General features: G+C 61.2%; 24 protein-coding genes. 12 read left to right on the forward strand and 12 right to left on the reverse strand.

The window, feature by feature from the left end:
* Positions 1-89: 89 nt before the first annotated feature.
* From ACI3KW_RS01115 to ACI3KW_RS01140, 6 genes are all read left to right on the forward strand, one after another.
* On the forward strand, positions 90-533 hold the full coding sequence (locus ACI3KW_RS01115; protein ID WP_404846552.1) for a MarR family winged helix-turn-helix transcriptional regulator: 444 nt from the start codon (positions 90-92) through the stop codon (positions 531-533).
* Positions 530-1,132, forward strand: coding sequence for a hypothetical protein (locus ACI3KW_RS01120; RefSeq protein WP_404846553.1), 603 nt, complete (start codon positions 530-532; stop codon positions 1,130-1,132). Before ACI3KW_RS01115 ends, ACI3KW_RS01120 begins: the two co-directional genes overlap by 4 nt.
* A gap of 495 nt (positions 1,133-1,627) precedes the next feature.
* Entirely contained in the window at positions 1,628-2,107 is a 480-nt protein-coding gene (locus ACI3KW_RS01125) for a GNAT family N-acetyltransferase (protein WP_404846555.1), read from the forward strand.
* Positions 2,108-2,246: 139 nt separating this feature from the next.
* Positions 2,247-2,708 (forward strand): YbhB/YbcL family Raf kinase inhibitor-like protein, encoded by a 462-nt coding sequence (locus ACI3KW_RS01130; protein ID WP_404846556.1) that lies wholly within the window; start codon positions 2,247-2,249, stop codon positions 2,706-2,708.
* A 60-nt stretch (positions 2,709-2,768) separates the two neighbouring features.
* A complete protein-coding gene (locus tag ACI3KW_RS01135) occupies positions 2,769-3,236 on the forward strand; it encodes a PPC domain-containing DNA-binding protein (protein ID WP_404846557.1) in 468 nt (155 codons plus the stop codon).
* 520 nt (positions 3,237-3,756) lie between these two features.
* Complete coding sequence (locus tag ACI3KW_RS01140) at positions 3,757-4,257, forward strand: GNAT family N-acetyltransferase (protein WP_404846782.1); 501 nt, start codon at positions 3,757-3,759, stop codon at positions 4,255-4,257.
* A gap of 195 nt (positions 4,258-4,452) precedes the next feature.
* Here ACI3KW_RS01140 and ACI3KW_RS01145 read toward each other — a convergent pair whose 3' ends face one another.
* The 3 genes from ACI3KW_RS01145 to ACI3KW_RS01155 all read right to left on the reverse strand — a co-directional run bounded on the left by ACI3KW_RS01145 (position 4,453) and on the right by ACI3KW_RS01155 (position 6,466).
* Entirely contained in the window at positions 4,453-5,175 is a 723-nt protein-coding gene (locus ACI3KW_RS01145; RefSeq protein ID WP_404846558.1) for an anti-sigma factor family protein, read from the reverse strand.
* A gap of 14 nt (positions 5,176-5,189) precedes the next feature.
* Positions 5,190-5,696 (reverse strand): RNA polymerase sigma factor, encoded by a 507-nt coding sequence (locus tag ACI3KW_RS01150; protein WP_404846559.1) that lies wholly within the window; start codon positions 5,694-5,696, stop codon positions 5,190-5,192.
* A 65-nt stretch (positions 5,697-5,761) separates the two neighbouring features.
* On the reverse strand, positions 5,762-6,466 hold the full coding sequence (locus ACI3KW_RS01155) for a hypothetical protein (protein ID WP_404846560.1): 705 nt from the start codon (positions 6,464-6,466) through the stop codon (positions 5,762-5,764).
* A 160-nt stretch (positions 6,467-6,626) separates the two neighbouring features.
* Here ACI3KW_RS01155 and ACI3KW_RS01160 point away from each other — a divergent pair, with 160 nt between their 5' ends.
* The 4 genes from ACI3KW_RS01160 (at position 6,627) to ACI3KW_RS01175 (ending at position 11,268) form a co-directional block, all read left to right on the forward strand.
* The gene (locus tag ACI3KW_RS01160; protein WP_404846561.1) at positions 6,627-7,025 is read left to right on the forward strand and encodes a hypothetical protein; all 399 of its coding nucleotides are present in this window, start codon (positions 6,627-6,629) and stop codon (positions 7,023-7,025) included.
* A 206-nt stretch (positions 7,026-7,231) separates the two neighbouring features.
* Positions 7,232-8,710: an SLC13 family permease gene (locus tag ACI3KW_RS01165; RefSeq protein WP_404846562.1), complete on the forward strand. Its 1,479-nt coding sequence runs from the start codon at positions 7,232-7,234 to the stop codon at positions 8,708-8,710.
* Positions 8,711-8,731: 21 nt separating this feature from the next.
* A complete protein-coding gene (locus ACI3KW_RS01170) occupies positions 8,732-9,937 on the forward strand; it encodes a glycerate kinase (protein WP_404846563.1) in 1,206 nt (401 codons plus the stop codon).
* Positions 9,928-11,268 carry a S8 family serine peptidase gene (locus ACI3KW_RS01175; protein WP_404846564.1) on the forward strand — a complete coding sequence of 447 codons (1,341 nt, stop codon included), beginning with the start codon at positions 9,928-9,930 and terminating at the stop codon, positions 11,266-11,268. Before ACI3KW_RS01170 ends, ACI3KW_RS01175 begins: the two co-directional genes overlap by 10 nt.
* 136 nt (positions 11,269-11,404) lie before the next feature.
* Here ACI3KW_RS01175 and ACI3KW_RS01180 read toward each other — a convergent pair whose 3' ends face one another.
* The 7 genes from ACI3KW_RS01180 to ACI3KW_RS01210 all read right to left on the reverse strand — a co-directional run bounded on the left by ACI3KW_RS01180 (position 11,405) and on the right by ACI3KW_RS01210 (position 15,623).
* Entirely contained in the window at positions 11,405-11,653 is a 249-nt protein-coding gene (locus tag ACI3KW_RS01180) for a hypothetical protein (RefSeq protein ID WP_404846565.1), read from the reverse strand.
* An 8-nt stretch (positions 11,654-11,661) separates the two neighbouring features.
* Positions 11,662-11,988 (reverse strand): RES domain-containing protein, encoded by a 327-nt coding sequence (locus ACI3KW_RS01185; protein ID WP_404846566.1) that lies wholly within the window; start codon positions 11,986-11,988, stop codon positions 11,662-11,664.
* A gap of 2 nt (positions 11,989-11,990) precedes the next feature.
* Complete coding sequence (locus tag ACI3KW_RS01190) at positions 11,991-12,707, reverse strand: hypothetical protein (RefSeq protein ID WP_404846567.1); 717 nt, start codon at positions 12,705-12,707, stop codon at positions 11,991-11,993.
* Between the two features lie 280 nt (positions 12,708-12,987).
* Positions 12,988-13,884: a hypothetical protein gene (locus ACI3KW_RS01195; protein ID WP_404846568.1), complete on the reverse strand. Its 897-nt coding sequence runs from the start codon at positions 13,882-13,884 to the stop codon at positions 12,988-12,990.
* A gap of 379 nt (positions 13,885-14,263) precedes the next feature.
* A complete protein-coding gene (locus ACI3KW_RS01200) occupies positions 14,264-14,503 on the reverse strand; it encodes a GNAT family N-acetyltransferase (RefSeq protein ID WP_404846569.1) in 240 nt (79 codons plus the stop codon).
* A gap of 208 nt (positions 14,504-14,711) precedes the next feature.
* Positions 14,712-15,008: a DUF1778 domain-containing protein gene (locus tag ACI3KW_RS01205; RefSeq protein WP_404846570.1), complete on the reverse strand. Its 297-nt coding sequence runs from the start codon at positions 15,006-15,008 to the stop codon at positions 14,712-14,714.
* 429 nt (positions 15,009-15,437) lie between these two features.
* Complete coding sequence (locus ACI3KW_RS01210; RefSeq protein ID WP_113122220.1) at positions 15,438-15,623, reverse strand: hypothetical protein; 186 nt, start codon at positions 15,621-15,623, stop codon at positions 15,438-15,440.
* A gap of 120 nt (positions 15,624-15,743) precedes the next feature.
* Between ACI3KW_RS01210 and ACI3KW_RS01215 the strand changes: the two genes are divergently transcribed.
* Entirely contained in the window at positions 15,744-16,037 is a 294-nt protein-coding gene (locus tag ACI3KW_RS01215; RefSeq protein ID WP_404846571.1) for a hypothetical protein, read from the forward strand.
* Positions 16,038-16,411: 374 nt separating this feature from the next.
* On the opposite strand, the gene ACI3KW_RS01220 is transcribed toward ACI3KW_RS01215, so the two are convergent.
* Both ACI3KW_RS01220 and ACI3KW_RS01225 read right to left on the reverse strand, forming a co-directional pair.
* Positions 16,412-18,001, reverse strand: coding sequence for a diguanylate cyclase (locus tag ACI3KW_RS01220; protein ID WP_404846572.1), 1,590 nt, complete (start codon positions 17,999-18,001; stop codon positions 16,412-16,414).
* A 447-nt stretch (positions 18,002-18,448) separates the two neighbouring features.
* Positions 18,449-19,372, reverse strand: a complete 924-nt coding sequence (locus ACI3KW_RS01225) for an AraC family transcriptional regulator N-terminal domain-containing protein (protein ID WP_404846573.1) — start codon at positions 19,370-19,372, stop codon at positions 18,449-18,451.
* A gap of 272 nt (positions 19,373-19,644) precedes the next feature.
* Here ACI3KW_RS01225 and ACI3KW_RS01230 point away from each other — a divergent pair, with 272 nt between their 5' ends.
* Complete coding sequence (locus tag ACI3KW_RS01230) at positions 19,645-20,616, forward strand: SDR family oxidoreductase (protein ID WP_404846574.1); 972 nt, start codon at positions 19,645-19,647, stop codon at positions 20,614-20,616.
* Positions 20,617-20,622: the final 6 nt, after the last annotated feature.

Genomic DNA, 20,622 nt, shown 5'->3' on the forward strand with positions numbered 1-20,622 from the left:
AGACTGTGGCAACCGCGTGATGCCAAGGCAAATCCGCGGAGTTCGAATACATTGACAATGTCTTGTCATAATGACAGATACTTGTCATTATGAAGCTGACCTCCCTTGGGAATATCTTTAGCGAGTTGGTCGTCGAGATCTTTCGACTCAATGGACTCGCGATAGCGGCAGGCGATGCACTGGCCGAGCCTGCGGGGTTGAGTAGCGCGCGCTGGCAGATTCTTGGCGTGGTAGACCACGGCGCCGCGCCCGTCGCGCACCTCGCGAGAAGCATGGGGCTCTCTCGTCAGGCCGCGCAGCAGACCGCTGATACACTCGAAAGAGAAGGTTTTGTGGAGTGGGCACCAAATCCGCATCACAAGCGGGCAAAGTTGGTCTCCATTACCACGAAGGGCCGCGAGGCGCTGCAAGTGGTGGAACGACGCCACGCTGCGTGGGCAAACCAGATCGCCAGCCACTTGGGTGAACAGACATTGATGACGGCGCTGACCGCGATGAGAGATACCCGCAAAGCAATGGATACCAAGTCATGACCGTCAACGCGATTCCCCTGCTGCCGTGCCGGGCACTCGATGACGTGCTACCGTTCTACCAGAAGCTTGGCTTCGAAGTGATCCAGCGGCAAGAGCGCCCCAACCCCTATGCAGCCACGCACTGGCGAGGGAGCGACGTGCACTTCTTTGGACTGGCGGCGCATGACGCGGCGAGGGCCTACGGCATGTGTCTGTTGATCGTGCCAGAGGTGGAGCAACTTCACGCACATTTCAGTCAGGCCATTCGGGCCTTGCTCGGCAAGGTGCCTGCGCGGGGCCTTCCGCGCATCACACGGATGAGGCCCGGTCAGACGCGCTTCACTGTCGTAGATCCCGCAGGAAACTCTGTTCTCTACATTCGCCGTGGAGAAAAAGACCCACACGAAGAGACGAAGCGACTTCAGAACGGGCTATCTCCGCTCGGCAAGGCGCTGCGGGCCGCCGAAGTGTTGAGCGACTACAAGAATGATGACGTTACCGCCGCCAAGGTTTTGCAAGCGGCGCTCGTCAAACACGCAGACGCAGACCCGCATGAGGTCACCCTTGCGAAGTCCAGACTCGCAGAACTGAGTTCCTCAGATGCGCTGCATCAACCGTGATGGGTTGCGACCTGCGGCTTGGAGCGCCGCATAATAGCGAACCCCGCCGACGCCGTAGGTGGCATCTCTTATTCTGTTTTGCGGGAACGCCGTGACGCGTCACTTCGGCCCAACGGGCGAGGTTAGGTGTGGCGAGAACGCTGGATGCAATTAACCTGCATTCAATTTTGAGATCGGTTCAAGGCGAACCTGGATTTTCCACTTGAATGGGAGACACACATGCCCACGTCACGATCATGACGACCATTGGTATGCCTTGTTATCGCGCTCTTTTTTGCTGGAGCTTTGGCAGGATGTCCCTGGCGCTCTTGCCCGGTTGCGGAGGCGGCGCCGGATCGATAGAAGGACGCGGCAGCACAAGGAGAATGCCTTTGATCACCTTCCCCGATTTCGCCTTAAATGGCGGTAGGGCGAAGAGATCGCGCCGGAACTGATCCGGCCTGATCAGTCCTACCGCTCGGTTTTCTGCGCAGGTCAAGCCTGCGCCTAACTGAGATGACAAAAGTGATTATTGAAGCAACTGCTACCGACTTTGCCGCGCTGCTTGCCGGGAAGGCGCCCCGGAATCTTTTTCTCGTAAACGACAGCGAACTCGCCCCGCCGGAGATTCTGGCCATGCTGGCGGGTCTGGCGGCGACAATTCGTACCGGTTTCGAACCGGCCGCCTGGATGCTCGTCGAAGCGTCCGAGATTGTTGGCCTTTGTTCGCTCGTTCGTGCGCCTGAACAGGGCGAGCTTAACATTGGCTATGGTGTGGCCCCGACGCGGCAGGGCCGCGGCATCGCTGGCCGGGCCATTGGCGAGATCCTGCACTGGGCCCGGCACGATCCGCGCGTCAACCTGGTGACCGCCGAAACGGCGATCGGCAACCTGGCCTCGCAGCGGGTGCTTGAACGCAATGGCTTCGCCCGCTGTGGCGAGCGTCATGATGCCGAAGACGGCCAGTTGATCTGCTGGGAGGTCCGCACCAGCTGAAACATCAGGAGCGGCGCTTGCGTGCCGCTCCTTCGATCGGTGTTGCTACAGGATTGGTTGGTTTGCCAGGACGGGCGGAACTTTGGGTGCCGCCCATCCATTCCAAACCAGATCCCCTGAAAATACCGGAGAGCACGCCATGCCGCTCACCCTCAACAGTCCCGCCTTCGCCGAAGGCCAGCCCATTCCCGTCAAATACACACGAGATGGCGAAAACCTGTCGCCGCCGCTGCAATGGACCGGCGCGCCGGAGCAAACCAGGAGCTTCATCCTGATCGTCGAGGATCCCGATGCGCCCAGCGGGATTTTCCGCCATTGGGCGACCTACAATATCCCCGCCGATCGGGACGGGCTTCCCCAAAGCGTCGATACCGGTCCCGACCGGGCGATCCGCTTTGGCAAGAACGATTTCGGCAATGCCAGCTATGATGGACCCGAGCCGCCCAAAGGCCATGGCGTACATCACTATCATTTTCGTCTGGGCGCCTTGTCCGTCCCGACCATCCAGGTTCCGGCCGGCATGGGCGTAGAGGAGATTTGGCGCCAAGCCGAAGAACATCTGATCGAAGAGGCCGAGCTGATCGGCACCTACGAGCGTTGACCGCATGCCAAGGTGTGCCGCCCCATGCAATTGATTGCGTCCAATCGAGGAGACCGGTCGATGAAATCCAGGTTAATGGCCGATGCCAGCGGCACCAATATCTTCGTGCTTGTGCTGGAGCCCGGCGAAGAGGCGCTGGCGGCAATCACGACCTTCGCCGCCGAGAACCACATTGGCGGCGCCTCGGTTACGGCAATCGGCGCTTTCGAGCGGGCAGTCCTCGGCTGGTTCGACTTTAAGACCAAGGATTACCGGCCTATTGCTGTCGATACGCAATGCGAGGTGCTCAGCGTCCTTGGCGACATAGCCGAAGATGACAGTGGCAAACCCAGCGTGCACCTGCATGCCGTTGTCGGCCTCAGCGACGGCTCAACCCGGGGCGGCCATCTGCTGGCAGGCATCGTCAAGCCAACGCTTGAAATCACGCTCGTGGAAACCCCGCGCAACCTGCGCCGCCGCAAGCGCCCGGAGCTCGGCATTGCGCTTGTCGATCTCGATCTCATGTCGCCCGGTTCGGTATCGCGATAATGAAGCGACGACACAAAGCCGATATATCCGAGTTTACGAAGCAGCACACTCAATGCTGCTTGCGAGCCTCCTCGGCCGATGGCGCAGATCGACCGCCTCTGTGAGGATCCTTGCCCGCCTTGGAGTCGCTCCATTCTCGATCGCCATCCTTCCGGCCGCGGTTTCCACCATGGTCGCCCTTGGAGCTCTGTTCGCCGACCGCCACGCGGTCACGTTCGTGTTTTGCCATTTTAGGATTCTCCCGTTGGAAGGGCAAAACTCAGTTCCCGGATGATGGTTTCAACTAAGCTGCCATAACTTTGGAGGTATGGCCGAGCGGCAGATCACTACCGCCGCCCGGCTCGTCGAGTGCCAAGTTCGCGCTTTTCCATGAGGAACGGCGGGCTGTATCCTGTGATAGGGGTGTCGCGCAGCGTCTGGGCGCTGACGCCCATGCCCCGCAACGGCCCTTTGGACGGGGCGGCTGCCAGGTGGTCACATAGCCCGGACAAGACGGAGCAAGTAATTGAGCTATTCGACAATCCGGGCCGAACGTCCAGCCGACGAACAAGCCATCCATGATTTGACGGTGAAGGCGTTTGCCCCAATGTCGTTCAGCGACGGATCGGAAGCACCTATTCTTCGAGCGCTACGGCGGTCGGGAGAACTATCTCTGTCTCTCGTGGCTTTGGTCGAGGAGGGCGAAGTCGTCGGGCACGTGGCTTTCTCCCCTGTCACCATCAACGATCTGCACAATGGATGGTTTGGCCTTGGACCTATCGCCGTCGATCCCGCGGTCCAACGTGCAGGCATCGGACGAGCATTGGTCCAGTCAGGATTGGGAATTCTAAGGCAGCGGGGCGCTTCGGGCTGTGCGTTGATAGGAAATCCCGCAATCTATAGCCGGTATGGCTTCGAAAGTGACGGCTTGTTGACCCATGGCGACCTCCCAGCCAGCATCGTTCAACGTGTGCTTTTTGTGGGTCCTGCCCCAAAAGGAGAGCTGAAATTCGCGCCCTCTTTCCAAGTTGGCAACCACTAGCCATGTGCGGAAGGCCCGCACCCGGTCGGGGCTGCGCAGCTCTTTGAGCGGACTGGCAGCTTTCGCGCGCGGCGCATTCGCGACGCCGATGAAAACGCTGGAGTGATGTTGGCGAGAGCCGAGATCATCGCGGATGAAGTCGGTGAGCTCCTTCTTCATCAGCTGAAAGCTTTCCGCTGCGGATTCGCCGTCACCTCACTCGCTCAGCGCTCCTGCCTCGTCCTCAGGGCTAAAAGGGGCGCCGGCGCCGATGGATTGCAGGTAGGTGTCGAGGGCGTCCAGTGCCGCGGCAGGGGCATAGCCTTCGGCCGTTGCGGGCGTGTCGAGCGCGAAAGCCACGCGCCATTCCCTCGCCGGCCGGCAGGCAATGGCGACAGTCGAAGAGGTGGCGTCCAGTTCGAACTCGCGGCAGAGCGCGCCCGAGGCGTCCCTGAAGGTTGCGATGGGCCGCATGATTGTGCCATCGCCAGTCCTTTGCTCACCACCCGAGGGGAGGGAAGCCAAAAGGGCCGCCAGCTCAGTGCTGAGTGGCGCACCGACGTTCAGGCCATCGCCACGGGGTGCCTGGCTCAGCAAGTAACCAGCGGGGCCCGCGACTATGGCGCCCAGACAGGCGGCCATCGCTAGGCCGGCAATCTCGCTACGGCCCAAGCCGCGCTTGCGAAAGGGCAGAACATTCAGAGTGCCGCCAGCATTTGCGACTGCGGTTTTGACGGCCCGGGTCAAGGGCGCGGGTACGGCCCTGTCGATCAGCGGGGCATAGACCGCTTTGGTCAAATCCTTGCCCAGCACCAGCAATTCCAGCCGTTCGGCCAGAGCCGGGTCGGCTTCGATGGCGGCGGCGACCTCGGAGAAATCGGGCTCGTCGAGCTGGCCGTCCGCGAAAGCCATCAATGTTTCATCGTCGTAGTTTTTCATGATGCCCTTCGTTCTCACAGCACCCGGCCCGATTCAACGCCGACATCCTCGGCCACGCGCTTGCGGGCACGAGCCAGCCGGCTCATCACCGTGCCCAGTGGAATTTCGAGAATTTCGGCGGCCTCGCGATAGCTGACATCCTCGACACAGATCAAAAGCAGCAGTTCACGCTGGTCCTCAGGCAGGCGATCGATCGCCGCGGCCGCCTTGGCCAAAAGCATGCGGCGCTCGGGAATGGCCTCGCCTTCGACGACCACCAGATCGTCACGCGAGCCGATCTCGATCTCCTCGCCGCGGCTGCGTTGCCGCCGCAGGCGATCATACCAGAGATTGCGCACAATCCTGAACATCCAGGCATCGAAGCGTAGCGTCTCGGACTGGCTCTCATGGGCGGCAAGGGCCCGTTCGCAGGCCGATTGCACGAGTTCGTCGGCCACATCGGCCATCCGGCTGAGTGAAATTGCATAGCGCCGCAAGCGCGGCAAAAGGTCGATAAGCTGGGTTTCAATGGTGGCAATCATGATGTCCTCACCACCATAGACGATCCATTGCCGAACTTATTCCCCGCCCGATCGATTTTTGTTTCTTATCGCGGTGCGCGCGCGAAACGGCGATACCAGCCGGTCATGGCCAGCGTGTTGCGAAACACCTTGCTGCGGCTCAGCGCCTCGGCGGGCCGCTCTGCCCGTATGTCGGCAGTCAGCGCCGTGGCGTCCCGTTTGAAGGGAATGACCTGAACCAGCGGGGTGCCCTTTTCCAGCTCATAGAGCCCGTCAACGGCCCGGGCGAAGAACGGGAAGTGGATCGGGGCGGTATAGGTATCGGTGTCGACAATGCCTGCGACCGGCTCGAATATGGGGCTGGCCCGGTTGAGCGGCGCCACGAAAAGGCAGCTCCAGCCCTTGGGTGTGCGGATCGACCAATAATTGTGGAACTTGCAGGGCGGTGTTGGGCTGGATGGATGCCCCTCCACCTGGTGAGCGCCGTGATTACTGACCATGGTGCGGTCGAAGTCCCAACCGGCAGTGACCGTTTGTCCATTGTCGCGAATATCGAGGCGAACCGTGGCGGCCAGGGGCAGTATGAAGCCGGTGGTCATGGCGTCGATAAACGGCATGCAGCGCTTGACCGTAAGGCCGGTGTCGGATGCTCCATATTTGGTCTTGTCGACCGCCGGCAATCGCCGGAACCATTCGGGCAGATGGGTCTTGGCCGGAACCGGCGGAGCGATGACGCCCTCATCTTCCGGCTGGCAGAGAAAGGCAATCCTGGTGTCGGGGCGATGAAACATGGCAAACCTCGTGCGTGCTTGCCTGGAAGACGCGGCGGCGCGGTATTTATTCCGGCGGCAGGATAAAAATTCCGGCGATGGTAGGGGAATAAATGCCCGGCTCGTCCGTCTTGTCCTTTCGTGGCGCCAGTTCGGTGCCCGAACACGCAAAGGACAGACCATGAGCAAGATAATGACGATTACCACGCTGGCCGTGGCCAGCATTGTCGCAGCGGCGGCGCCAGCGGTTGCGGATCTACCCAGGGCCATGAATGGCAAGGCCGCTCCGGCGCAGGCCGATACAGTGCTGCTTGCCGATAGCCGCGTTCGCTATGACGACGGCTGGATGGACTTCAAGAATGGCCGCTGGATCGCCCGTGACGGCTCGAGCTCCAACAGTTCATCCAATTCGAATTCGAACAGCTCGTCGAACTCGAGCAACAATAGCTCCTCCAATTCGAGCAATAACAGCTCGTCCAATTCCAGCTCGAACAGTTCCTCGAACTCCAGCTCCAACAGCTCTTCGAATTCGAGCTCCAACAGCTCGTCCAACTCGTCCGATGACGATAACGACGATTGATGGGCGTCGCGTTCGGCACGAAGGTCCCAGGTGGCCGCCGATAAATCTCCGGGTGGCGTAGCCATCCGGAGATTTTTGCATTGTGGGGACATCCGCTGTCATCGAACTGTCAAAAAACTCTCCCGCCGCTGGAATAAAGCCGAGGCCAGCCCGTCATCCCTTTCGCCAAGCCCAGTTTCGGGCGTCAGCGAAAGGTCTTTCCGATCATGTCTGCCGTCGCGCTCCTCACCCCAATAGAAGCCCAGCCTGCAGCATCGACTCCCACCCGGTCAGACACGCTGCCGCGCGCCACATCGGGCAAAGCGCTACGTCTTGGGATTGGCGCGGTTCTTATCGCTTTTGTCACGACGCTGCTCATTGTCGGGCTTGATGCGCCGAATTTGCCGGCCCGTACCGCCCTCGCAATCTTTGCGGCGACCCTCATTGCCTGGACGGTGATGGACCTGCCCGATACGCCGGTGGCGCTGAGCGGCGCCCTGGCCATGATCCTGGGCGGCGCAGTGGGCGAAGACGTGCTGTTTGCCGCCATGGGCAACCAGTTGATCTGGCTGCTGATCGCAGCCTTCGTGATTGCCGGGGTGTTGCGGCAGACCGGCATAACCGAACGCCTGGCCTTTGCCGCGCTGGAACGATTCACCTCAGTATCGGGAGTGTTCTGGGCCAGTTGCGTCACCATCGCGGCCACGGCATTCGTCATTCCCTCGACCTCAGCCCGCGCCGCCATGCTGGTGCCGGTTTTTCTCGGCCTCTCCGCGGCAATCGGTCGAGCTTCGGTCAGTCGCGCGCTGGCGCTGCTATTCGCTTCGACCATTCTGCTCTCGGCCTGCGCCTCCATGATCGGCGCCGGCGCACACCTGATCGCCGCCGATTTTGTCACCCGGCTGACCGGTAAGCCAATGGACTTTGCCTATTGGGCGCTGCTCGGCGCGCCATTCGGGCTGCTCACAAGCTTATTGGCCTGCGGATTGATCCAGCTCCTGTTCCTCTCCGCCGACGATCGCCGTGCCTCCGTGGCCCCAGGTTGGCATCCGCAAAGCGCGCCAGCTCGCAATCAAGGCCTGATCATCGCGACGATTGCATTGACCATAGCTCTCTGGGCCACCAGCGGACTACACGGCATCGACATGGCAGTGATCGCCCTGGTCGCCGCGCTGGTTGTCGGCTCGCGGTTGGTCTCCGGCATCGCCCTGAAGACGGCTCTCAAGGCAGTGGAGTGGAACCTGCTGCTGTTCCTTGCCGCTACTTTGGTGATGGGCGAGGCGCTGCTCAGCACCGGCGCTGCAGATTTCGTCGCGACCGGCATGGTGGAGCTGTTCGCAACATTCGGCGCGCCGGCGCCCTGGATGGTGGTGCTGTTCGCGGCCAGTATTGCGGCTGCCACGCATCTGCTGATCGCCTCCCGCACCGCCCGTGCCAGCGTGCTGATCCCGGCGGTGGCACTGCCATTGGCGGGCTTCGGACTCGATCCGGCGGCCCTGGTCATGCTCGTCACGATCGGCAGCGGCTTCTGCCAGACGCTGATGGTCTCGGCCAAGCCGATCATGATGTTTGCCGGCCTTGAGCCGACACCATTTTCCCAGCGCGACCTGCTGCTGCTCTCGGCTCCCTTGTTGCCCGCCTTTGTCGGATTGCTCGTGGCAATGGTGCTGTTCGTCTGGCCGCTGCTCGGCCTTCCCATCCTCTGATTGCTGCCAAGGAGACATGCAATGTCCATGACTATTCTGATTGCCCCCTCGGGGTTCAAGGAAAGCCTCTCGGCCAACGAGGTGGCCGATTGCATTGGCGCGGGCGTGCTGCGCGCCATTCCCGATGCCATTATCCTCAAGGCGCCCATGGTCGATGGCGGGGAAGGCTTTACCCAGGCCTTGGTGGCGGCAACCGGGGGCAGTTTGCATGCCGCCACGGTCACCGGTCCGGTCGGAGAGCCGGTGAAATCCTTCTTCGGCTTTCTGGGAGGGCGCGGCCCGCGCACCGCCGTTATCGAGATGGCAGCGGCCGCCGGACTGCGGTTGGTGCCACGCGAACGGCGTGATCCATGCCTTACCACCAGCTATGGCGTAGGCGAGCTGATCGCCAGGGCCCTTGATGCCGGAGCCCAGCGCATCCTGCTCGGCTGTGGTGACAGCGGCATTAATGACGGCGGCGCCGGCATGGCCCAAGCGCTGGGTGTGCGGCTGCTCGATGCCGATGGGGCCGACCTGGGCCGGGGCGGCGCGGCTCTGGCGCAACTGCAACGCATCGATATGAGCGGGCGCGATCGGCGGCTTGACCGGGTGCGGATCGATGCGGCGGTCAATTGGCACAATATGCTGCTCGGCCCGCGCGGCGTTGCCCGTGTATTCGGGCCTCAGAAGGGCGCGACCCCGGCCCAGGTCGAATTGCTGGATAGCGCACTTGAGCGCTATGCCACCGCCATCACGGCTGCCACTGGGTTGCATGTCGGAACTGCGCCTGGGGCGGGCGCTTCCGGCGGGTTGGGGGCTGCGGTGCTTGGTCTACTGGGCGGCGCCTTGCACCCGCGCTATGAGATCGTCATGACCTATCTCGAAATCGATAGCCTGGTGGCGCAGGCCGATCTGGTGATTACGGCAGAGGGAAGCCTGGACGGGCAGACCCCTTTTGGCAAGGTGCCGGCCGAGGTGGCCCTGCATGCCAAGGCGGCGGGCCTGCCGGTGATTGCGCTGGCGGGCACGATCGGGAAGGGCGCCATTGCCAATTTCGATCATGGAATAGACGCCTTCGCGTCTATTCTGACCCGGCCTTGCAGTCTCGAAGAGGCCATAGAAAATGCGCGCAAACTGCTGACTCATGCCGCAGAGGACGCCGCGCGCATGATCAATGTCGGTATTCGCCTGGGCACGCCGCCCGCACTGATAGCCCTGCCGGAAGAAGGAAGCTCGTCATGGTTCTGACCGCCTTGCATCGAACCGTTCTGGCGGTGACTCTTGCCGGATTTTGTGTGGTTCCGGCGCCGCTGCTGTTTGCATCATTGGTTCCCGGCTTCGCCATCCAAGCGGTGCTGGCCGACGATGACGATGATGGCGGGGATGATGATGACGACGATTACGGCGATGATGACGATGATGACGGGCCGGTTTTTTCGCCGCCTGCGCCCCGCATCCAGCCCGCCTCGGCCATCGTTCTGCCGGAGGCGGCGGCCAACGAGATTGTTGCCTATGGCTTGTCTAGTGCAAGCGTGGCGCAGCTGCTGGAAGCGGGCTACGTGTTGCAGGCCGACGATGAATTGTCCGAGTTGGGCCTGCTGGTGCGCTTGCAGGTGCCGGCGGGACGCTCGATTGCCGATGCACTGGCGCAGGTGGCCTTGCTGGAGCCCGACGCAACGGTCGCGCCGAATTCTTATTATTACAATCAGGCAGAACCGGCCCCCTGCAATGCCGCGATCTGCCAGTTGTGGCCCATGGTCGGTTGGCCAGACATGAGCGCCGGCCAATGCGCCGCAACGCCGCTGATCGGCGTCGTCGATACCGGGGTCAATGTGGAACACGAGGTGCTCAAAGGCGCCGATCTCGTGGTCGAACGCTTCATCGAGACCACGGACTCGCCATCCGGGGCCAAGCACGGCACTGCCGTAGTTGCGATGTTGGTGGGCGGCGCCACGAGCCAGGTCCCCGGGCTGTTGCCGAACGCCCAGGTGCGGGTCGCTGATCCCTTTGCGGTTCTGGACGGCGGCAGCGAGCGTGCCGACACCTATGCGCTGACACGCGCCATCGTTCACCTACTGGCTCTCGAGGTTGACGTGATCAATCTGAGCCTTGCCGGTTCTGACAATCCAGTCTTGGCCGGGGTGGTCGCTCTCGCCGAAACCAAGGGAATTCCGCTGGTTGCTGCTGTCGGCAACGCCGGCGCCCGCTCCCAACCCCTTTATCCGGCCGCCTATGGTTCCGTGTTGGCGGTAACGGCAATCGACACCCAGAAGCGCGTCTATCGCCGTGCGGTGCAGGGCGCCCATGTGGACATCGCCGCGCCCGGCGTCGACATCCCCACCGCCGCCTCTATCTCGGGCATGCGCCCCCAGACCGGAACCTCCTTCGCCGCGCCCTTCGTCACCGCCGCCCTGGCTGCAAGGCTGGCTGCCCAGCCCGAGTCATCGCCCGGCACCGTGGTGGAAGAATTAACCGCCGCTGCTGAAGACCTCGGCACAGCAGGACGGGACGAAATCTTCGGCTGGGGCCTGCTGCGCTCAGACGTGTCCTGCGGGCCCCGGGCAGCGCGGCCGGGATGAACGTAGGAGACGTTGCTTGCAACCAACCTCCCGCCCTCTTGGTCAGGCGAAGCTACCCCGATAGTGGTCAGGCAGGTTTCGGGCCGTCAGCGGACGGTCTTCTTAACAACCGTACGGTGATGACGAAGAGAGGCAGCTATGTGAGCCCCCTGACCGAGACGTTTATCGCCGTCAGAGCCGCGATCAGCCCTGCATGCCGCGCGAGGCTCGCAGCCGCAGTTGATCGCAGCTTGGGCGTCACGGCGCGATCGTAAACTGCGAGGCACTCAGCCGACGTCAGGCGAGAAGAATAGAGCACGCCATCGGCTGCGAAGTGATCATAGAGCGCCTTGCTGAGGCGACGGCCGGCGGCCTGGCCCTTGGCACGCACAGCATTAGTGGTCACGCCGAGCTTCAGCAGGCCCGTCGTTCGCAGGTCCACGACTGTGAGCGGTTCGATTGCCGAGACCTCCGCCACGACCACTCCTCGACTTCCGTAATGTCGAGAACGCGCCTGGCTTTTCCCTCGAAACGATCGCGGACCACGGTCTCGGCGATCGCCGTGGCAAGATTGCGTGCGAGATAGATCAACTGGAACGCGTTGTCGGGCGCAGCAAAGCGCGTCTGCCCGAACCCCATGCCAAGGGGCGTGGCGACATGGGCCTTGGGCATGATGCGTAGATAGGCTTTGGGCTGAAACGGAAGCGCCAGGTCCGCAACGACTCTAGAGTCCAGCTTCACGATCAGCCGAAATCACGTTCGGCTGCATCGAGAACTTCGGAAACATGCCCCTGCTTGAGCTGGTCGAGAGGCGTGCCTCCGATGCTGGGTTTGGGCTGAACCAGCCATTGCCATGCCACACGGGGATTGCCGATGATCCTCGAGACCTCGGATATACCCTCGATCGGCCGACCGTCGACGAACTGAGCCAGGGGAAAGACGTGCTTTCGCTCCCCTTTGAGCAGTCCGATGACCGCGCCGCGCTTGTGCCAGTCGTGCAATGTTGATCGGCGCGTGCCAAAGATTTTTTCGATCTCGCCTGGCCCTGCGACCGGGCCGGCCCAATCTTCGAGGCGACCCGGCGTCGCATAGGCGGCAAGCCGTAGCCGACCCACTTCGATGTCGACCACTTCGCCGAGGCCCTCACCCTCGCTAACCTCTACAGGCCGCTCAACATCGAGCTGGATGAGCCCCCGATCGTCCTGACTGGCAAGACCCGCTGCGACCGTACCCATCGCCTCCACCAGATTTCTCTCATGGGCCACAATCTGACGCTGCTGTTCGTCCGAAAGCCGTACGACGGCGGCCGTGACCGCGGCCACGACCCTGCTCTTGCCCTTCAGCATCGACCTTGAAATTCCTGGATTGTGTCGGGCAAGCACGTCCATAATGTCGGCAACTGCTGCGCTGCCCACATTGATCTGCCTTGTGGCCTCGGACTTCCGAATTGCTGCGACCATAATCGCCTCCATCGCGTATCCGCATATATAGTCCGGATTGTCCGGAATGTCCAGATTGTCTATTGCTGCGATTTCATTATCGCGGGAGCTGGTTCGCGGAGGTCCGGCGCTGAAAGCGGCGCCGGAGAGCAAATTGCGCGAACAGCTGACGACGATGGCCTAGCTTACCTGGAGACGGTAACTGCTATGGTAGCCTAGCGCCCGCAATGGGCGCTGTGGGATTGCGCCTTGTTGATGAATATTCTGCTGTTTGCTGAAGAAGGTCGTCGACATGGAAGACTTAACGAAACTTCGGGTAATCTTCGATCAATCTATCTTCGACAGCTTTGGCGAGTTCGTTGGACTCAATGGATTTAATATTGCGCAGGACCTTCCAAGGCTCGTCGATCAGAGCGTGATCAGCGTCGAACTCAGGGAGCTTGTACCTGCGCCGTAGAGCCTGGATGGCGAGAAGCTCTGCTGGAAAAACACGGTCGATTGTGGCGTCGAATTCGAACCTGATCTTGTCCGTGTTATCCTTGCTTCGCGAGATGTGGAGCTCAGCTGCCGTTCGCATAGCGGCTTGGAACTGTGCCTCGTCATCGGTGTTCCAGGCGTCGAGCACAGCTTGATATTGAGGGACAAGCACTGACGGGGGGACGAAGATCGTAGGGATTTTAAACTCTGCCGAGAAAATACTCAGCAGGTAGGCGTCAGAGGTCCCGTGCTTGATCCTGCGCATCCCAGGCGTCGTGTTTATCGCCTGGTCCTTCTCAGCCATTTCGATGAAAAGCTGGGCGCAAGTGCCAGCTTGATCCCACCACGAAAGCATACACGGGCCAGCGGCCTTCATGCCGTCGGAGAACTCTGTCGGCCAATTGCCCAAGTCTTGGCGCATGTCGCTATACATGCCATCCCAGCGGAAGATCAAAGAACGCAAATGAACAGCGTGTTGAACAAGGCGCGTGAGTTCTTGGATGTCGGAACGCAAAAAAGCGTCGCAGCTCGCCACGTCATAAAAAAGCGCAAGACTTCTAAGTTGCAGTCCCGCCTTTTGGTCCAGCTTGCCGGGCATGCTCAAGAAATTCTGAACCGCAGATGTGTAGCGCTCCATATGCTCTTTCTTGTGCGCGTTCTCCAGCCACTCGCTGCATTCCTCCGCCAGTCTCTTGAGAGAGGGGTGTGGGTTCAGTGTCACGATGTCAGTTGGTCCTGTGTGGTCGGCCTCACGTCAATCATTTCCCCTGGGGCGCCTTGGACGTAGAGTAGGCAGAGAGAGCAAAGGGTTTGAATGACGCCTTTCTGCTGTCGATGAGAGCGACACATCCTAACAATATGTCGAAGAAAACCGATTTTATCGACGGGTAGAATGACCTGACGTCCCGGTTACCTTATTTCAGCACAGACGAGTACGAGCCGGGCCAATGTCAATAATTCCGCAGACTAGCAGCCGGTAAAAACAGCCGCAGCGGATTTGAGGGCAGGGCGGTAAAGCGGTGTCCAGTCAGCCCCCATCGCCGATGGCGGCGATCGACGCCGCGATATCGGCGATAGACCGGAACAGAACCAATGTATCGTCACGCGAGGGCATGAAACCCCCTTCGGGTCCAAAAAGCAGCGGTCTCCGGATCGATGGCATTGACCACGAGGGCACGACCCCCGATCAGACCAGAGGCCTCGACACAACGCGTCAGGGCGTGCTTGACGAGGCCGGTACCGATCCCACGTCCAGCCCACGCAGTGTCCGTCGCTAACTGCCCTAACAGTAGACAAGGCACAGGGTCTGGCGGCTGCCCGGTTCGAATGGAGCGCGGCATGGTTGCCGCAACGATGGCGTCGGTGCGAGACCGTAGAACCCGACGACACGCCCGGCCTCATGCACCACCATCACGGCGGTAAAGCCCTTGGTCTGATTGGAGAGTGCCCGGTTTTGTAGCCAGTGGTCGGAGGGCCGGCTTGCCGCAGGAGAACTCGGAAACGTCATGATGCGACGCAAACGGTTCAGGCGAAGATAGGGACCACGGATCAGTCCCCGTCGCTCTCGGTCTCCCATGGCGCCGGACGCCGCATGGCCTCGACCATTTCTGGCACAGGCCGGCCCGGCTGGGCCAAGGCGTCCATGAAGGTCCTGAACCCCTCCGCGCTCATACGAATGGCCATAGCTTCCATGATGACATTCTCCGCTTCCCGCACCGCCGCATCGCGTACGAAATCGGTCCTTGAGCGCCCCCGCAGGCTGGCGGCACGGTCGATCATGGCAATGTCTGCTGACGGCAGCCGCATTGAGAGGGGATGATCCTTGCGTTCGATGATATTGGGCATGGCAAGACCTCATTTGTTCATGACAATATAGCTGGCCGCAGTGCAAAATACATGCGCCATGGCCTGTGTGGTCTCATGACGTGACCCATCATTCATGGGGTCAACTTTGCCCCCGGTCCAGCGAGGGGCGCTGCCGGCATCCACGGCGGACGGTTGGTCGATTGAGTGTAGGGATGCTTGGGCGATTGGCGGCGGACAACCCTATGGCACCTAACCGACTTAACCACCCAAAAGCGACAGACCGCTGCCGGCCCCAAAGTTGACAGTCAGCGTGCGGTCCGCTGACGGCAGAAAAGGGCCAACAGCTGTCTGTACGCTTTCAGGATCGGAAGGCGAGGAAGCCGCCGTCCACTAGCGAATACGCTGAGGCTGCTTCCGCGCCCATTTTGGTCATATGCGGGCAGAATTGAGTTTCCCGAAACCGCCCATTCATTTCGACCATTCTGACGAGAAGACGACAAATGCCTTCATGAGGAGGGCATTTTCTTCCTGGAGCTTTTCGAGTTGTCTGCGCAGCCGCCTGAGCTCGGTTGCCATCTGGATCTGGTCGAGGTCGCCAAGCTTACGCGCCTCGCCGTCGGCGTCTTGCGGATCGATCCGGGCGTAGACGTGCAACTGGTCATTCGCTGCCGCCGGTGGGGTTCCCAGCTAGGTGCGCCGTTGACGTTCCCGAGGATCAGAAATATCTACCATCTCTATCCCAGATAGTTGGATCAGTCCGCCGTGAAGCGCAGTATGACCGTCAGTGCAGCGGAGGCGAAACTAGCCAAGCGGTTGGTCGAGCGCGGCTACGTACGACGCGGGCAGACTAGGTCCGGCCTTGGTGCCAAAGTCCGCGAAATGTTACGCGGGATGGCCGATGCCGGTGGAATTCTTCATCTGGGGGAAGCTGAGGGTGAGGCCTTTGCTGAATTGCTTGGGGCAGCCACTCACCCTGGCTCGCGCGAAATATTGCCCGCAGAGGCCGATGCTATCGAACGTTTCTTCGCCCGAGTGGAAGTGACCTTGGCGGTCAAGCTTCGGAAGTGAGCCTCGAAAAACCACGCGCCTCGATGATCACGTTACCTCCGACACTGGAGATATCTCGTCGTCCTCCCAAAGAGCCGGGCTGTCGATAGAGCCGATCCCCCGTGGTCGGGTCTTCGCCCTTACGGGCATTCACCCTTGAGGCGACGCCGGCCACGTCCGTTGGCGGAGGGGAACGTTCGCCGGCCCGAACGGCGCCTGGCGTCCTATCGCTCTCGCGAGGCCGGCACGTTGGTCTTCTCGGATGAGCTTGTCGACAAGCGCCGCCAATTGGGCAAGGTTGAGAAGTCGCTGGCAGTAGATGTCGAGGGTGCTGCGAACGGGGAGGCGATTGCTGCCTGATCCAACAAGAGGACCGCTCGCGCATACCAGCCCCTTTAGCCGGCGACAGCGAAGGCTTTTTCAGCCGGATCTGCACTCACGATACAGTTCCGGCCAGCCGCCTTTGCTTGATAAAGACGCCGGTCGGCCGCAGCCATTAGCACGCTGCCGGCGGGACCACAGGCCAGGCCGATGCTTACCGTAACCGACAGGTCCGCCACCAGATCGCGCCAATCCATAGCCTCGATGTCGGCGCGAATGGCCTCGCAGCGCAGGGCGGCTTCGGCGATATCATCGTGCGGCAGCAGCACGGCGAATTCCTCGCCGCCTAGGCGAAATACCTCGAAATCGTCGCGGCTTCCAGCCGCCAGCAATTCCGCAGTTCGCCGCAATACCGCATCGCCTGTGGCATGCGAATAGCGGTCGTTGATTTGCTTGAAGAAGTCGAGATCGAGAATGGCCAGGGCTGTCACTCGCCCTTCGAGCGCCGAGAACACCCGGTCAAAACTGCGGCGGTTCGACAGGCCGGTGAGCCCGTCACGCGCCGCCTCGTCGGCCAATCGCTCGGCCGCCGCCCGCAGCCTGCCGTTTTCGAGCCGAATATCGGCGATATGGGCGCGGCGCCGCGTCACCTCGCTGAGCTGCTTTTCGTACAGCGCGTGAAACCGCTTATACAGCGCCAGCGCCTCGGCAAAGTTGCCCATGGCTTCATGTACTTCCGCCAGTCGTCGCGCGGTATTGCCCTGATGGTCGATGTGGGTCGTTGTCTCTGCCAGTCTTACGGCCTGCTCACAGATCTCCAGCGCTTCGGCCAGGTGACCACCCCCGGTCAGCAATTCTCCGAGCGTATAAAGGTAGTGAATCTGTTCGCGCAGCCCGGTTTCGCCCGCGACAGCTTCCCAGCGCCCCAGCAGCGCGTGTGCTGCCTCGGTATGCCCAAGAAGACCGAGATATTCAGCACCATTGCACAGCGCGATGCGCAGATTCCAACTGTCGCCGCCGCGTTCCGCAGCTGCCATCGCCGCCTCATTGGTTTTCACCGCCGCCTCGCGCCACCGCTGACCTTCAGCAGCATCGTCGGCCCGCTCATGCATCTCCGCCTGCGTGACTTGGCCAAAGGCCAGGTTGATGAGAAACTGCGCTTCGGCGCTTGGCTCATCGCGGCCCCGCACTAGCGCCAGGCTGCGTTCAAGCAGCGGCGCCGATAGGCTCGGCTGGCGGCCATACATCAGCACGCAGGCCTTGGCGCTGAGAGCCTGCGCTAATACGCCCTGGTCCTCCTGCCCCCCTGCCAAACTCATCGCCAGCTCGGCCTCTTCATATGCCTCTTCACTCAGCCCCATTTCCAGCAGCAACCAACTGCATATGGAGCTGGCATGCGCCTCGCCCGTCTTGTTGCCGCAGCGCAGCCACAACCGCTTGGCCGCGATAACCGCGTCGAGACCATGTTCTGGATGTCCCAACTGCAGGCAGAACCAGCCGATCTGGGTAAGGCTCATGGCGATCGAGTTTGTGTCTCCGGCATCTCGCGCTGCCATGAAAATCATCTTGGACTGCGATAGCGCTGCCACCGACTGCCCGGTGCGCCCGAGGCGCCAGCATAAGTCTAATTCCGTGTTGAAATCCATGATGGCATCGACGGACAAAGTACGCTCGGTGGCCGATTAACAGGCCATTAGGGTAGGCCGACCGCGTTAAGAAACTTAAAAATACCGCCCGACAACTCCTGTCCGACCGTTGCCACGTCCGAAGTACTTGTTTCGGACAGCAGCACAGGTGCGGCGTCCGAAGAACACTACAAATTTCGGACAGAGTAAGGGCGGGAATAGTTCGCATAATATTCGGTTTGGAACAGGCCAGCTCACCGCAACGCGGATCAGCTGCGGTCGATTTGCCGTTCGAGGCGGCCATCGGCAATCCTGAAAGCTGCTGTGGGCCGGTGCGCAGTGGCACGGTGGGATTGCGCCCCCGTAGCGGGTAACCCATCTCAGCCGTTCGCAGCAATCATGCCGCTGCCCGGAATACGATCTGAAGGTCCAACGGCGGCAAACCAGGCCTCACACCGAAGTTCCTCTACCAGCCTGCATCCATGTTCAAGAGGTCTGCACCGTGCGGCCGGCATACTCGCTATAGAGGCGCTGCTGGTTCAAGACGTCCTGCTTTGGCGCGGTGCCAAAAGTCCGCGAGTATTCCCGGCTGAACTGCGATGCGCTCTCATAACCAACCTTGTAGGCAGCCTCCGCCACGTTGGTCGCCTCCGATACCATCAGGCGCCGCGCCTCCAGCAGGCGCAGTTGCTTTTGAAACTGAAGCGGCGTCATTGAGGTCAGGGCCTTGAAGTGCTGATGGAACGAGGATGGGCTCATTCGCGCCACGTCAGCCAATTGCTCGATCCGCAACGTCTGAGCGAAGTTGAGGTGCAGCGTGGAGATGGCTTTGACAACCCGCTCGGTATTGGATTCCGGCAAGGCCAGCTTGCTGACTTCTCCACCATGCGGCCCGCTCAGCAACCAATAATATAGCTCGCGCATCACCGAGGGATAAAGGATCGGAATTGCCTTCGGCGTCGCCAGCATCCGCATCAGGCGCAGGATGCAGTCCGCCAAAGCTTCGTCGACTTTACCTACAAACACACAAGGACCGGAACTGGCAGCAGCGGTTGGCGGCTCTTCCAATTGTTCGAGCACGGCGCGCATATCCGCCACGTCGAAGTCCAGGGTCACACCGATATAGGGTGCCGTCGGACTGGCCTCGACAATCCGCCCGGTGGCCGGAAGCTCGACGCTGACAACCAGACATTCCATTGCGCCATAGTCGAGCCGATCCTCTCCGAAACGGATCTCCTTGGCGCCCTGTATTACGACGCAGAGCGACGGGCGATATAGCGCCCGCATCGGCATCATCGCCTGAAAGGAACGGACGATGTTGAAGCTCGCGATCGGCGTTGGAAAGAGACCCTGACCGCCGCCCTGTTCCTCGACATAAGCACTCACGACAGCAAGTAGCGATGATGACATTCGAGGCTCCGGTCGAGTGCCAGGCCAGCGCGGCACCTCAGCCGGGACTATGTAGCCATCTGTAGGAATAGGCAAGTTTCTTGAGGGTTCGGGCATTCTGCTCATCGGACGTTCCGTCTAGCTTGAAGTGCCGCGCTGAACCGTCAGCGGGGTTGCGCCGGAATATCCGGTCGGGACGCAGTCGTACGCCCCCCAATGATGCGGTGGCTTCCGCCGCTGCCGAAGGCGCCTCGGTCGCACCAATCCTGCCGTTCGCCTGAAAAGGAAACACGATGCCTATGAACTGGACTACAAAGAACATGCCATCCCAAGAAGGTCGTACGATCATCGTCACCGGCACAGGTGGTCTTGGCTTTGAAGACGCACTCGCGCTCGCGCGGGCCGGCGGCGATGTGATCATCGCCGGCAGAAATCCTGCGAAGGGAGCCGAGGCGATCGCGCGGATTAAACAGGCTGTGCCCGGTGCCGCCGTGAGCTTCGAAGGGGTAGACCTCGGAAACCTGGCCTCAATCGCGGCATTCGGCAAACGGCTGAGCGCCAGCCGTCAGAAGATCGATACCCTGATCAATAATGCGGGTGTAATGACGCCGCCAACCCGCACGACCACGGCTGACGGGTTCGAACTACAGTTCGGCACCAATTATCTCGGTCATTTTGCGCTGACAGCCTATCTGCTGCCGCTGCTGTTGCGCGGAAAAAATCCACGCGTGGTGACCCTTTCGAGCATTGCCGTTCGCGGCCGCGGCACCGCTATCAACTTCCATGACCTGCAGGCCGAACGAAATTACCAGCCGATGCCGGTTTACGGCCAATCCAAGCTGGCTTGCTTGATGTTCGCGTTCGAATTGCAACGGCGGAGCGACGCCGCCGGATGGGGCATTACGAGCATCGCCGCGCATCCCGGTGTGTCGCGGACGGACCTGTTGCACAACGCTCCGGGTCGACGCAGCGTCCAGGGCCTCGCTCGCTCGTTTATGTGGTTTTTGTTCCAGCCGGCAGCGCAAGGTGCGCTACCAACCCTGTTTGCGGCAACGTCTCCCGACGCCCGCAAAGGTGCCTATTACGGTCCGGACAAATTGGGCGAGACCCGAGGCTACCCAGTCGATGCGAAAATTCCTCCGCAAGCGCTGGAGGCTCACGCCGCCAAGCGGCTTTGGGAGGTGTCCGAGGAACTGACAGGCATCAATTTCGCCGACCGGACCGGCCCAGCCACGATCATCCCGGATACGCCGGACGAACGATAGCTTTGG

This window comes from Devosia sp. ZW T5_3, from assembly GCF_044987315.1.
GTDB lineage: Bacteria > Pseudomonadota > Alphaproteobacteria > Rhizobiales > Devosiaceae > Devosia.

Bases quoted from the DNA above. Each gene is read 5' to 3' on its own strand.
- ACI3KW_RS01130 (WP_404846556.1), top strand. From the start codon at position 2,247: ATGCCGCTCACCCTCAACAGTCCCGCCTTCGCCGAAGGCCAGCCCATT.
- ACI3KW_RS01175 (WP_404846564.1), top strand. From the start codon at position 9,928: ATGGTTCTGACCGCCTTGCATCGAACCGTTCTGGCGGTGACTCTTGCC.
- ACI3KW_RS01190 (WP_404846567.1), bottom strand. From the start codon at position 12,707: ATGGTCGCAGCAATTCGGAAGTCCGAGGCCACAAGGCAGATCAATGTG.
- ACI3KW_RS01135 (WP_404846557.1), top strand. From the start codon at position 2,769: ATGAAATCCAGGTTAATGGCCGATGCCAGCGGCACCAATATCTTCGTG.
- ACI3KW_RS01215 (WP_404846571.1), top strand. From the start codon at position 15,744: ATGACCGTCAGTGCAGCGGAGGCGAAACTAGCCAAGCGGTTGGTCGAG.
- ACI3KW_RS01225 (WP_404846573.1), bottom strand. From the start codon at position 19,372: ATGTCATCATCGCTACTTGCTGTCGTGAGTGCTTATGTCGAGGAACAG.
- ACI3KW_RS01160 (WP_404846561.1), top strand. From the start codon at position 6,627: ATGAGCAAGATAATGACGATTACCACGCTGGCCGTGGCCAGCATTGTC.
- ACI3KW_RS01200 (WP_404846569.1), bottom strand. From the start codon at position 14,503: ATGCCGCGCTCCATTCGAACCGGGCAGCCGCCAGACCCTGTGCCTTGT.
- ACI3KW_RS01120 (WP_404846553.1), top strand. From the start codon at position 530: ATGACCGTCAACGCGATTCCCCTGCTGCCGTGCCGGGCACTCGATGAC.
- ACI3KW_RS01150 (WP_404846559.1), bottom strand. From the start codon at position 5,696: ATGATTGCCACCATTGAAACCCAGCTTATCGACCTTTTGCCGCGCTTG.
- ACI3KW_RS01205 (WP_404846570.1), bottom strand. From the start codon at position 15,008: ATGCCCAATATCATCGAACGCAAGGATCATCCCCTCTCAATGCGGCTG.
- ACI3KW_RS01165 (WP_404846562.1), top strand. From the start codon at position 7,232: ATGTCTGCCGTCGCGCTCCTCACCCCAATAGAAGCCCAGCCTGCAGCA.
- ACI3KW_RS01115 (WP_404846552.1), top strand. From the start codon at position 90: ATGAAGCTGACCTCCCTTGGGAATATCTTTAGCGAGTTGGTCGTCGAG.
- ACI3KW_RS01125 (WP_404846555.1), top strand. From the start codon at position 1,628: ATGACAAAAGTGATTATTGAAGCAACTGCTACCGACTTTGCCGCGCTG.
- ACI3KW_RS01145 (WP_404846558.1), bottom strand. From the start codon at position 5,175: ATGAAAAACTACGACGATGAAACATTGATGGCTTTCGCGGACGGCCAG.
- ACI3KW_RS01170 (WP_404846563.1), top strand. From the start codon at position 8,732: ATGTCCATGACTATTCTGATTGCCCCCTCGGGGTTCAAGGAAAGCCTC.
- ACI3KW_RS01230 (WP_404846574.1), top strand. From the start codon at position 19,645: ATGCCTATGAACTGGACTACAAAGAACATGCCATCCCAAGAAGGTCGT.
- ACI3KW_RS01155 (WP_404846560.1), bottom strand. From the start codon at position 6,466: ATGTTTCATCGCCCCGACACCAGGATTGCCTTTCTCTGCCAGCCGGAA.